The 12325-nt window shown below is 76.1% G+C and carries 9 protein-coding genes and 1 riboswitch; of the genes, 7 read left to right on the top strand and 2 right to left on the bottom strand.

Annotated features, from left to right (window positions below; all coding sequences use genetic code 11):
- Positions 1-42: 42 nt before the first annotated feature.
- Both ACFU74_RS31650 and ACFU74_RS31645 read right to left on the bottom strand, forming a co-directional pair.
- Positions 43-1368: a hypothetical protein gene (locus tag ACFU74_RS31650; RefSeq protein WP_380763039.1), complete on the bottom strand. Its 1326-nt coding sequence runs from the start codon at positions 1366-1368 to the stop codon at positions 43-45.
- A gap of 380 nt (positions 1369-1748) precedes the next feature.
- Positions 1749-2864: an alpha/beta hydrolase family protein gene (locus tag ACFU74_RS31645; RefSeq protein ID WP_380763037.1), complete on the bottom strand. Its 1116-nt coding sequence runs from the start codon at positions 2862-2864 to the stop codon at positions 1749-1751.
- Positions 2865-3031: 167 nt separating this feature from the next.
- Positions 3032-3244, top strand: a riboswitch (cobalamin riboswitch).
- 29 nt (positions 3245-3273) lie between these two features.
- Here ACFU74_RS31645 and ACFU74_RS31640 point away from each other — a divergent pair.
- The 7 genes from ACFU74_RS31640 to ACFU74_RS31610 all read left to right on the top strand — a co-directional run.
- Positions 3274-4260 carry a cobalamin biosynthesis protein gene (locus tag ACFU74_RS31640; RefSeq protein ID WP_380763035.1) on the top strand — a complete coding sequence of 329 codons (987 nt, stop codon included), beginning with the start codon at positions 3274-3276 and terminating at the stop codon, positions 4258-4260.
- On the top strand, positions 4257-5774 hold the full coding sequence (locus ACFU74_RS31635; RefSeq protein ID WP_380763033.1) for a cobyric acid synthase: 1518 nt from the start codon (positions 4257-4259) through the stop codon (positions 5772-5774). The genes ACFU74_RS31640 and ACFU74_RS31635 overlap by 4 nt, the downstream gene beginning before the upstream one ends.
- Entirely contained in the window at positions 5767-7899 is a 2133-nt protein-coding gene (locus tag ACFU74_RS31630; RefSeq protein ID WP_380763031.1) for a putative cobaltochelatase, read from the top strand. Before ACFU74_RS31635 ends, ACFU74_RS31630 begins: the two co-directional genes overlap by 8 nt.
- Before the next feature lie 5 nt (positions 7900-7904).
- Positions 7905-8510, top strand: coding sequence for a cob(I)yrinic acid a,c-diamide adenosyltransferase (gene cobO / locus ACFU74_RS31625; protein ID WP_380763029.1), 606 nt, complete (start codon positions 7905-7907; stop codon positions 8508-8510).
- Between the two features lie 21 nt (positions 8511-8531).
- Positions 8532-9911, top strand: a complete 1380-nt coding sequence (locus tag ACFU74_RS31620; protein ID WP_380763027.1) for a cobyrinate a,c-diamide synthase — start codon at positions 8532-8534, stop codon at positions 9909-9911.
- A gap of 237 nt (positions 9912-10148) precedes the next feature.
- Positions 10149-11624 carry a M6 family metalloprotease domain-containing protein gene (locus ACFU74_RS31615; RefSeq protein WP_380763025.1) on the top strand — a complete coding sequence of 492 codons (1476 nt, stop codon included), beginning with the start codon at positions 10149-10151 and terminating at the stop codon, positions 11622-11624.
- A gap of 66 nt (positions 11625-11690) precedes the next feature.
- Positions 11691-12325: chloramphenicol phosphotransferase CPT family protein (locus ACFU74_RS31610; protein WP_380763041.1), on the top strand; the 635-nt coding region annotated here is incomplete at its 3' end.

The raw sequence follows: 12325 nt of genomic DNA, 5'->3' as shown, positions 1-12325 counted from the left end.
CCCTCGGGGAGCCGGGCCCTTCCGCGTGTGCGGTGCCCGCGGCTACGCGCCGCCGCGGTGGACGCTGAAGGCCGAGCGGCGGGCGGCGCGGGCCACCCCCGGGTCCGGGTGGACGCCGGAGACGGCGGTCAGCACCGAGGCCGCCCGCGGGTGCCCGGACTGCCGGGCCCGGGCGAACAGCCGCACCGGGTCGCCGGCCGAGGCGCCCTCGACGTGGCCGACGAGCAGTTCCGTTTCACCGTGGTCGAGCACGGCCGCGGCGGTGTCCACCCAGAGCCAGGCAGCGTCCTCCGCGCCCAGCACGTCGGCCGGGGAGACCCCCTCGTCCGAGCGCTCGGCCAGCCAGAGCAGCGCGTAGGGGCGCAGCACCGCCTCGTCGACGGCCGCCCGGACGGCCTGCTCGGCGGTCACGCCGGCCACCCGCAGCGCCTCGAAGGCCAGGCCGCGCACCAGCGCGTCCTCGCCCTGCGCGGCCTCCAGCAGCTCGGCCACCGCCCGGTCGGCCGGGCGGGCGGCCAGCCAGGCCCGGTACTCGGCGCGGGCCGGTCCGGGCGAGTAGTCGGCGCAGGCGCTCAGCAGCTCCAGCGCACTCTGCTCGATGTGGCCGGCGGCGGTCTGCGCGACGGTGCAGATCTCCTCCAGCTTGGCCCGCACCGCCCAGTGCCCGAGCGGGGAGAGCTCGGCCGCGTTGTCCCGGCGGGCCAGTGCGCCGACGGCCGCCAGGCCGTCCAGCATCCAGTCCAGGACGGCGGCGACGTCGGCGGGCGCGGCCGGGGTGTCGATCTGCGGCTCGCGGCAGGTGCCGCGGACGGCGGAGACGGCGGAGGCCGCGTGCGGGACGGGCGAGAGGCCGAAGGCGCCCTCGCCGCCGCCGACCCGGCGCTCGTCCAGGCCGCGCCTGAGCAGCTCCAGCAGCTCGACGTCGGCCACCGGGCCGTCCACCAGGTGGAGGAAGGAGAGCAGCTGCGGCGCCTGGTCGACGGCCTGCCCGGCGAGCACCGCGAAGACGCCGCGCAGGGCGGCGGGCGGCACCGGGGCGAGCAGCGTCCAGGCGTCGAACAGGGCCGACCAGCCGCGGACCACCGCCTCGTCGTCGTGCTCCCAGGCGTGCAGGCGCCAGCCGGGGCCGGCACCGCCGTCCCGGGCCTCGACCAGGCCGACCAGCAGGGCCTGGCCCCACGCCTTGGCGGCGGCGCCCACCGTCATGGCGAGGGCGCGGCCGGCGGCGCGGGCGTCGTCGGGGAGCAGCTCGCCGCGCTTGTCGACCTCGTCGAGATCGCCGGCCCAGCGGGCGATCCGGACGGCGTCGACCAGCATGCGGCGGGCCAGCGGGGCGAGTTCGGCGGGGGCCGGGAAGCCCTCCGGCACGGGGACCCGGCCACGGCCGGGTGCGGGGGCGGGGCCTCGTCGGCGGGGTACGCCCGGGGCCCCCGGCCTGGCGCCGGCGGGGCGGTGGGCCGTCCCGGGGAGACGGGTCACCGTCGCACCGGTACCGATCGTCGGCGGGAGCGGGGCATCACGGTCGCGCGGATTCCGAGACGTCACGTCGAGCAGTCTTCCCCTTGTACCGGCCATCTGTCACATCCGGTTGTCCGCGCGGGGCGGGCGGGGGGCGCGGGGGGCTCGACAAGATCGGGCAACAGAGGCCAAACCGGCTGGCTTGATCTTTGTGGCGGGTCCATGCCAGGTGGAACCGGGTGTGCCGCGGGTTCCGGACGCGACGGGGGTGAGTGCGGGGCGTAAGGGGGTCAGCAGAACGGGGTGAGCCAGCGGCGCAGGGTCTCGGCGTAGCGGTCCGGGGCGGTGTTCCAGAGGGCCGCGTGGTCACCCCCGGGGAAGGCCTGGAGGTTGACGACGTCCGGGCGGCGGCGGGCGAGGCGCTCGGCGGCGGCGAACGGGGCCACCGGGTCGTCGGGGCCGTGCAGCACCAGGGTGGGCACGCGCAGGTCGGCGCCCTCGGCGAGGCGGGCGAAGTCGGCCAGATCCACGCCGGTGCGGCCCTGGGCGGCGAGCGCGCCGAGTTCGGCGGCCGCGCCCCGGAAGCCGGAGCGGGCGGTGGCCCGGCGGGCGGTGGCCGGCCAGTCCAGCACCGGCGAGTCCAGGACCAGGCTGCTGATCGAGGAGGCGAGGTCCGAGCGGGCGGCGGTGTGCAGGGCCATCGTGGCGCCGAGCGACCAGCCGTAGAGGACGACCCGGCCCGCGCCGGCGTCCAGGGCGGTGCGCACCGCCGCCTCGACGTCCCGCCACTCCGTCTCGCCGAAGTGGCCGAGGCCGTCCGGGGAGGCCGGGGCGCCCGCGTCGCCGCGGTAGGTGACGGCCAGCGCGGGCAGGCCGAGGCGTTGCAGCTCCGGGAGGACCGGCAGGGTCTGCGACCGGTCGGCGTCGGGGCCGTGCACCAGGACCACCCAGGTGCCGCGCTTGCCGTCCAGGCGCCAGGCGGGCATCGCGCCCAGCTCGCCCTCCACGGCGGTGTCGGCGAACGGCAGGCCGAGCGCCCGGGCCGGGTCTCCGAGGTGGACGCGCGGGGTGAAGCGGACCTCGGTGCCGGGGGCGAGGGTGCCGTGGTCGGCGCGCACCAGGCGCCGGGTGACGTCTTTCCCGTCGAGGTCGAGGACCTCCTCGACCACCGCGTGGCCGTCCTCGCCCCACTCGACGGCCCAGCGGCCCGGGCGCTCGCTCGCCTCGGTGCGGGTGAAGGTGGCCCGACCGGCGCCGAGAGCGCGCACCAGCACCGGGCCGGTCCGGGCGCGGTCCCTCCCGGCCGGGCGGACCATCCGCTCGGACGCCCGGCGGCCGATCACCAGGACGGCGGCCCCGGTGCCGACGGCGGCGGCCGCCACGGTGGCCGCGATTCCCCAACGCATACTCGCTCCCCGCTGCTCGGTGTCTGGCTCGGTCTCTGGACCCACCCCTCAGTCCACTCGCGCGGGCGGGGGGAAGCCAGCAGGACACGGCCGTCCGGGTAGTTCCGGGAGGAAAGTCACACAGGTCCGCCGGGGTGGCCCGGCGTGTGACCAACACCCTCCACGACCTCGGTTGACTCCCGGTTCGGGCCCGTGATGGGATCCTTCAGCCAATACGGAGGCATGCAGAGGAAGCCGGTGCGAGTCCGGCGCGGTCCCGCCACTGTCACCGGGGAGCACGACCGGAACACGCCACGGCGGGCCGTCAGAAGCCGCTGGAAGGCCCGGATCGCGCGTCCGACCCGGAAGCCAGGAGACTCTCGCCCCCGGTTCGTCGATCCAGGGCGCGGACCCTGAGTGAGGACACGCGATGCTGCGCCCTGCCGTGCGCCCGCTGGGCCGGGCCGCCGCCTTCGGCGCCGGCGCCGTCGCCGGCTACCTGGCCGACGCCCGGTTCGCCGACCCGCGCCGCGGCCACCCGGTGGCCGGCTTCGGCTCCGCCGCCGGCCGGCTGGAGCGCCTCCTGTGGCGCGACCACCGCGCCGCCGGAACCGCCTTCACCGCCCTGGCCGTGGGCACGGTCGCGGCCGGCGCGCTCGCCGCCGACCGGCTGCTGGCCCGCCGTCCGATCGGCCGGGCCGCCCTGGCCGCCGCCGCGACCTGGACCGTGCTCGGCGGCACCTCGCTGACCCGGGAGGCCCGCACCGTCGGCCGCTCGCTGGCGGCGGGCGACCTGACGGCGGCCCGGGAGCGGCTGCCGCACCTGTGCGGACGCGACCCGAGCACGCTGGACGAGCAGCAGCTGGCCCGCGCGGTCGTCGAGTCGGTGGCCGAGAACACCGCCGACGCCGTGGTCAACGCCCTGGTCTGGGGCGGTGTCGCCGGCACGCCCGGCCTGCTGGCGTTCCGCGCGGTGAACACCCTGGACGCGATGGTCGGTCACCGCTCCCCCCGCTACGCCCGGTTCGGCTGGGCCTCGGCGCGGCTGGACGACCTGGCCGGCTGGCCGGGCGCGCGGCTGACCGCACTGCTGGCGGTGGCCGCCGCCCCCGAACCGCGCACCGCCTGGCGGGTCTGGCGGCGCGACGGCTCGGCGCACCCCAGCCCGAACGCCGGTCAGGCCGAGTCCGCCTTCGCGGGCGCGGTGGGCGTGCGCCTCGGCGGGACGCTGAGGTACGGCGCGAGGGTGGAGCACCGTCCCGTGCTGGGCGGGGAGCTGCGGCCGGTCGGGGTCGACGACATCGAACGCGCCTGTGTGCTCTCCCGGCGGGTGAGCGCGCTGGCCCTGGGTACGACCGTCGCCGGGCACCTGCTGCTCCGGGCGGCACTGATCAGGAATCGGAGGGGTGGGGCATGAGCAAGGCGCTGCTGGTCGCCGGGACGACCTCGGACGCCGGCAAGAGCGTGGTCACCGCGGGCATCTGCCGCTGGCTGGCCCGGCAGGGCGTCGCGGTCGCGCCGTTCAAGGCGCAGAACATGTCGCTGAACTCCTTCGTCACCGCCGACGGCGCCGAGATCGGCCGCGCGCAGGCGATGCAGGCGCAGGCGGCCCGGGTGGAGCCGGAGGCGGCGATGAACCCGGTGCTGCTCAAGCCGGGCGCCGACGGCCGCAGCCAGGTGGTGCTGCTGGGCCGGCCGGTCGCCGAGGTCGGCGCGCTGGACTACCGCGAGCGCAAGCCGGTGCTGCTGGAGCGCGCCCTGGAGTGCCTGGCGGACCTGCGCCGGCGCTTCGACGTGGTGGTCTGCGAGGGCGCGGGATCGCCCGCCGAGATCAACCTGCGCGACCGCGACATCGCCAACATGGGCCTGGCCACCGCCGCCGGGCTGCCGGTCGTCGTGGTCGGCGACATCGACCGCGGTGGCGTCTTCGCGGCGATGTACGGGACGCTGGCACTGCTGTCGGCGGAGGACCAGCGGCACGTGGCGGGCTGGTTCGTCAACAAGTTCCGCGGCGACGCGCGGCTGCTCGCCCCCGGCCTGGAGATGCTGCGCGAGCTGACCGGCCGTCCGGTGCTCGGCACCCTGCCGATGCTGGCGGACCTGTGGCTGGACGCCGAGGACTCGCTCGACCTGTCCACCGTCGTCGACCGGACGGCCGCGCGCGGCCCGCTCGGCGCGGACGTGCTGCGGGTGGCGGTGCTGCGCTTCCCCCGGCTGTCCAACTTCACCGACCTGGACGCCCTCGCCCAGGAGCCCGGGGTGCTGGTCCGCTGGGCCACCCGCCCGGAGGAGCTGGCCGACGCCGACCTCGTCGTGCTGCCCGGCACCCGGGCCACCGTCGCGGACCTCGCCTGGCTGCGCGAGCGCGGCCTGGAACCGGTGCTCAAGGCGCGGGCGGCGGCCGGGCGGCCGCTGCTCGGCGTCTGCGGCGGCTACCAGATGCTGGCGCACTCGATCGTGGACGAGGTCGAGTCGAAGGCGGGCGCGGTGGACGGCCTCGGGCTGCTGCCGGCCCGGGTGCGGTTCGGCGCCGGGAAGGTGCTCGCCCGTCCCGTCGGCGAGGCGTTCGGGGAGCGGGTCGAGGGCTACGAGATCCACCACGGCGTCGTCACGGTGGAGGGGGGCGAACCCTTCCTCGACGGGTGCCGGGCGGGCCAGGTGTGGGGGACCACCTGGCACGGCGCGCTGGAGAACGACGGCTTCCGGCGCGCGCTGCTGCGGGAGGTCGCGGCGGCCGCCGGCCGGGCGTTCGTCCCCGCGCCGGACACCTCGTTCGCGGCCGCGCGGGAGGCCCGGCTGGACCGGCTGGGCGAACTGATCGAGGAGCACGCGGACACCGACGCGTTGTGGAAGCTGATCGAGGGCGGGGTACCGGCGGCCGGATCGCTGCCGTTCCTGGCGCCCGGGGCCCCTGGGAGCATGCATGAGTGACGTCCGTTATCCGTTCACCGCGATCGTCGGCATGGCCGACCTGCGGCTCGGCCTGCTGCTGAACGCCGTCTCCCCGGCGGTCGGCGGGGTGCTGGTGCGCGGCGAGAAGGGCACCGCCAAATCGACCATGGTGCGGGCGCTGGCCGGGCTGCTGCCGTCCATCACCGCCGTCGACGGCTGCCGCTTCGCCTGCGACCCGGCGGCGCCGGACCCGCAGTGCCCGGACGGCGCGCACGCCGGAGCGCCCGGCTCCGCGCGCCCGGCCCGGCTGGTCGAACTGCCGGTCGGCGTGTCCGAGGACCGGATCGTCGGCTCGCTGGACCTGGAGCGGGCGCTCGCCGAGGGCGTCAAGGCGTACGAGCCGGGCCTGCTCGCCCAGGCGCACCGCGGGGTGCTCTACATCGACGAGGTGAACCTGCTCCAGGACCACGTGGTGGACCTGCTGCTGGACGCCGCCGCGATGGGCCGCTCCTACGTCGAGCGCGAGGGCGTCTCGGTGCGGCACGCGGCGCGCTTCCTGCTGGTCGGCACCATGAACCCGGAGGAGGGCGAGCTGCGGCCGCAGCTGCTCGACCGGTTCGGCCTGACGGTGGAGATCGCCGCGACCAGGGAGCCGGTGGAGCGCGCCGAGGTGGTGCGCCGGCGGCTCGCCTACGACGCCGACCCGGCCGGCTTCGCCGCCCGCTTCGCCGAGGAGGAGCGGGCGCTGGCGGCGCGGATCACCGCCGCGCGGGAACTGCTCGCGGCGGTGGAGCTGACCGACACGGCGCTGCGCCAGATCACCGCCGTCTGCGCGGCCTTCGAGGTGGACGGGCTGCGCGCGGACATCGTGATGGCCCGCACCGCCGTCGCACTGGCCGCCTGGGCCGGGCGCACCGAGGTGCTGGCGGAGGACGTCCGCAAGGCCGCCCAGCTGGCACTGCCGCACCGCCGCCGGCGCAACCCGTTCGACGCGCCCGGGCTGGACGAGGAGCAGCTGGACCGGCTGCTGGAGGAGCACGCCCGGCAGGAGCCCGAGCCCGAGCCCGAGCCGGAGCCCGCGCCCCCGGCCGCCGAGGGGTCCCAGGACGACGACCCGGACCCGGAGGGCGGCCCGGACGGCGGCGGCCCGCAGGACGGCGGCCCCGACGGCGGTCCCGACGGCGGCGGGGGCGGCGGCGCGCCGGAGCCCTCCGGTCCGGACGGCCCGCCCGTCGAGGCGCCCGGCCCGGAGGCCGAGGAGGACGCCGCCGCCCCGCAGCCCGTCCCGGCCCAGCACCCCTCGCCCGCCCGGGAGTCGGCGCCGGTCGCGGCCGGCGACCCGTACCGCACCCGGCTGTTCGCGGTGGACGGCACCGGACGCGGCGCCCAGGGCCGCCGCTCCCCCGCCGAGACCGACGGCGGCCACACCGTCCGGGCCCGCCGCCCGCGCGGCCGGCTCGCCCGGCTGCACCTGAGCGCCACCCTGCGCGCCGCCGCCCCGCACCAGGTGGCGCGCGGGCGCTCCTCGCGCGCGCTGGTGCTGCACAAGGACGACTTCCGCGAGCAGGTGCGCCAGGGCCGGGAGTCCAACCTGGTGCTGTTCGTGGTGGACGCCTCCGGCTCGATGGCGGCCCGGCAGCGGATGACCGCCGTCAAGGGCGCGGTGCTGTCGCTGCTGATGGACGCCTACCAGCGCCGCGACAAGATCGGCATGATCACCTTCCGCGGCGCCTCGGCCGAGCTGGCGCTGCCGCCCACCTCATCGGTGGAGGTCGGCGCGGCCCGGCTGGAGTCGCTGCCCACCGGCGGGCGCACCCCGCTGGCGGCCGGCCTACTGCGCGCCCACGAGGTGCTGCGGGTCGAGCGGCTGCGCGACCCGGACCGCCGCCCGCTGCTGGTCGTGGTGACCGACGGCCGGGCCACCGGCGGCGGCCGGGACGCCGTCGCCCAGGCGCACCGGGCGGCCGCTCTGCTGGCCGCGCAGGGCGTGGCGAGCGTGGTGCTGGACTGCGAGTCCGGCCCGGTCCGGCTCGGCCTGGCGCGCACCCTGGCGACCCGGCTGCGCGCCACCGCCGTGACCCTGGACGAGCTGCGCGCCGACGGCGTCGCCTCACTCGTCCGCGAGAACCGTCCGACCACCACCGCATCGCGAAAGGCGGCCTGAGCCCCATGCCCAAGGGTGTCCCCGAGAGCGTCCCCGACGACGGCCTGACGACCCGCCAGCGCCGTACCCTGCCGATCACCGCCGTGCACACCGGGCCCGGCAAGGGGAAGTCCACCGCCGCGTTCGGCATGGCGCTGCGCGCCTGGAACCAGGGCTGGCCGGTCGGGGTGTTCCAGTTCGTGAAGTCCGCCAAGTGGAAGGTCGGCGAGGAGAACGCGCTGCGGGTGCTCGGCGCCTCCGGCGAGGGCGGCACCGTCGACTGGCACAAGATGGGCTCCGGCTGGTCGTGGATCCAGCGCACCGACGCGATGGAGCTGGACAGCGAGGCGGCGGCCAAGGAGGGCTGGGAGCAGGTCAAGCGCGACCTGGCCGCCGAGACCTACCGCTTCTACGTGCTGGACGAGTTCACCTACCCGATGCACTGGGGCTGGATCGACCCGGAGGAGGTGGTGGCCGTGCTGAAGGACCGCCCGGGCAGCCAGCACGTCGTCATCACCGGCCGGTACGCCCCGGAGGCGCTGACCGGGTTCGCCGACCTGGTCACCGAGATGACCAAGGTCAAGCACCCGATGGACGCCGGCCGCAAGGGCCAGCGCGGCATCGAGTGGTAGCCGGAGAGCACTGAGAGCCCCATGGACATTCCCCGTCTCGTCGTCGCGGCGCCCTCCTCGGGCGCCGGCAAGACCACCATCGCCACCGGCCTGATCGCCGCACTCACCGCGCGCGGGCTGGCCGTCTCCCCGCACAAGGTCGGCCCGGACTACATCGACCCGGGCTACCACGGGCTGGCCGCCGGGCGGCCCGGCCGCAACCTGGACGCGTTCATGTGCGGGCCGGAGCGGATCGCCCCGCTCCTGCTGCACGGCGCGGCCGGGGCGGACGTGGCGGTGGTCGAGGGCGTGATGGGCCTGTTCGACGGCGCCTCCGGGCGCGGCGAGCTGGCGTCCACCGCGCACGTGTCCAAGCTGCTGCGGGCGCCGGTGGTGCTGGTGGTGGACGCCTCCTCGCAGTCCCGGTCGGTGGCGGCGCTGGTGCACGGTTTCGCCTCCTGGGACCCGGAGGTTCGGCTGGCCGGGGTGATCCTCAACCGGGTCGCCTCCGACCGGCACGAGCTGCTGCTGCGCGAGGCGCTGGAGGAGGGCTCGGGCGTACCGGTGCTGGGCGCGGTGCGGCGCTCGGCGGCGGTCGCCACGCCGTCCCGGCACCTGGGGCTGATCCCGGCCGTGGAGCGGTCGGCGGAGGCGCTGCGGGCGGTGGCGGACATGGGCGCGCTGGTCGCCGACTCGGTGGACCTGGACGCGGTGCTGGCGCTGGCCCGGACGGCGCCGCCGCTGGCCGGCGTCGAGCCGTGGGACCCCTCGGGCGAGGTGTCCCGGGTCGGGGGCGCGCCGCGGATCGCGGTGGCCGGGGGCGCGGCGTTCTCCTTCTCGTACGCCGAGAACGCCGAACTGCTGGCCGCCGCCGGCGCCGAGGTGGTGCCGTTCGACCCGCTGCACGCCGACGGCCTGCCGGAGGGCACGGCGGGCCTGGTGATCGGCGGCGGGTTCCCCGAGCTGTACGTCCGGGAACTCAGCGCGAACGGGCAACTGCGGTCCGCGATCGCCGCGTTCGCGGCCTCGGGCGGCCCGGTCTCCGCCGAGTGCGCCGGACTGCTCTACCTCGGGCGCGAGTTGGACGGCCTGCCGATGTGCGGGGTACTGGACACCGCGGCCCGGATGACCGAGCGGCTGACGCTCGGGTACCGGGAGGCGGTCGCGCTGCACGACTCGCCGCTGGCGCCGGCCGGGGCCAGGCTGCGCGGGCACGAGTTCCACCGGACGGTCTGCGAGCCGGGCGCCGGCGAACGGCCCGCCTGGGGCTGGCGGTTGCCGACCGGTCCGCGCACCGAGGGATTCGCGGGCGCGGCGGGCGCCGACAATGTTCACGCTTCGTATCTGCACCTGCACTGGGCGGGATACCCGCAGCTCGCCGCCTCCTTCACGGCGGCGGCCGCCGCGTACCGGGCGGGCTGATCCCCACCCGGCGGAAACCGACAGGCCCTCGGGTCTGGTCAGGCGGCCGCGCGGGGCGTCAAAATAGGGACAGACAACCGCATATCGCCCCATCCGCAACCGGTACCGGCCAGACCCGACCACCTTTCGGCGAGCCGACCGATTGCCGGCGACCGCCCACTCGGCGGGGCGCCGAACACGCCCCAGTGGCGCCGCACACGCCCCGGCGGGGCGAGCAGGCTCGAAGGAGCCGTCACGATGCGTTACACATTAACCTCGCTGCGTCCCAGCACCACCACCGACCTCCCCACCCCCCACGATCCGCACAGCTGCCCGGTGCCGCTGTCACCGGAGGCGTTCCAGGGACTCTACGACGAGTACCGGAACCTGATCGAGACCCGCCGGCTGCCCAAGCACATCACCTTCGGCCAGTACTACTACGTCTGGCGTTCCCGGGTCCGCGGCGAGAACGTCGTCGGACTCGACGACGGATCGCCCCGCCCCGGCCCCAGCACCGACGCCCAGCTGATCACCCGTCCGAGCAAGAAGCTCAAGGGCGTGGTCCGCACCATGGTGCTGCTGGTCGACTTCCCCGACCACCCGCACGACCCCGCCAACACCCCCCAGCACTTCGAGGAGCTGCTGTTCAGCTCCGGTACCTTCGCCACCGGCTCGATGCGCGACTACTACCGGCTGATCAGCGGCTTCGACGCCGCAGACCCGGGAGCCAGCGGCATCGACGTCCAGGGCGAGGTGCACGGCTGGTTCAGGCTGCCGCACCCGCTGTCCTTCTACGCGGACAACCAGTCCGGCCTCGGCCGCAGGCCCAGGAACGAGCAGGGCATGGCCGCCGACGCCCTGGACATCGCCGTCAAGCAGGGCGTCAAGTTCACCAAGGACCTCGACGCCCTCGACGACGGCCGGGTCACCGCGCTGTTCATCGTCCACGCGGGCACCGGCGCGGAGGCGGTCGAGGACCCGGCCCTGGTGCAGGCCTCCCTGTGGAGCGCCAAGTGGGTCAACGAGACCCCCACCCCGGTCGCGCCCGGCCTGGCCGTGCAGACCTTCCTGACCGTCCCCGAGGACTGCAAGGTCGGCGTCTGCTGCCACGAGTGGGGCCACCTGGCCTGCGGCTTCGCCGACTACTACGACACCGGCGACATCGAGTTCACCCAGTCCAACGGCCTCGGCAACTACTGCCTGATGGCGGCCGGATCCTGGGGCAACAAGGGCGTCACCCCGGTGTACCCGAGCGGCATGCTGCGGATGTTCCAGGGCTGGACCACCCCGCAGGCCGTCACCAGCACCACCAAGGACATCGTCCTGCGCCCCGTCTCGGAGGGCGGCGACGTCCTGTTCGTCCGCAGCCCCCGGATGACCCCCACGCAGTACATCATCGTCGAGTACCGCCGCCAGAGCGGGCAGGACAAGTTCCTGCCGGACCAGGGCATCGCCGCGTACGTCGTCGACGAGAGGATCGACAACGTCAACGACGAGAAGCACCTCGCCATCGAGCTGATGCAGGCCGACGGCCGGCGCGACCTGGCGAAGATCTTCGGCACGGGCAACCGCGGTGACGAAACCGACCTCTACCCGTCGCTCGGCAACACCAGCATCGGCGAGCACACCCACCCGGCGCTGAACGAGCCCGACGGCACCTGGAGCGGCGTCACCCTCGACGTCGCCGGCACACCCGGAGCGGACCGGATGGAGGTGAGCGTGACCATCGAGTGACCCGGCCGGTGCGCCCGGTCCTCCGCCGGACCGCCCCTCTAGAGTGAACGGATGACCGCTTGTCAGGTGATCGTCCTCAACGGGGGATCCAGCTCGGGGAAGTCCAGCATCGCCCGCCGCCTGCAGGAGGTGCTGCCGGATCCCTGGCTGACCCTCGGGGTGGACACGCTGATCGCCGCCCTGCCCGCCGCGTTGCGAGGCTCCGACGGTGGCTCCGGCGGAGCCGCACCGGGCGCGGATGGTGAGGCCGGACCGGGCAGTGGCGGCGGTCCCGGCGTGTCCGCGGACGGTCCGGCCGGTCCGGCGGGGGCCGGCGTCGGGATCGGGGGCCTGGAGGGCGGCGACGGCACGGTGAGCGTCGGACCGGCGTTCGCCGTGCTGGACGCCGCGTGGACGCTCGGAGTCGCGGCGATGGCCAGGGCCGGCGCGCGGATCGTCGTCGACGAGGTGTTCCTCGGCACGACCGCCTCCCAGCAGCGCTGGCGCGAGGCGCTGGACGGTCTGGACGTGCTCTGGGTGGGGGTGCGCTGCGCCCCCGAGGTCGCCGCCGCCCGGGAGCGGGCCCGCGGCGACCGTGTCACCGGCATGGCCGAGGCCCAGGCCGAGGCGGTGCACCGGGGCGTCCGGTACGACCTGGAGGTGGACACCGCCGTGCACGACGCGGCCGCCTGCGCCCGGCTGATCGCCGACCGGGCCCGGGC

Source organism: Kitasatospora sp. NPDC057500, from assembly GCF_042802195.1.
Classification (GTDB): Bacteria; Actinomycetota; Actinomycetes; order Streptomycetales; family Streptomycetaceae; genus Kitasatospora.
The sequence above is the reverse complement of the archived record's forward strand: the minus strand, read 5'-3'. Positions and strand labels throughout refer to the sequence as shown.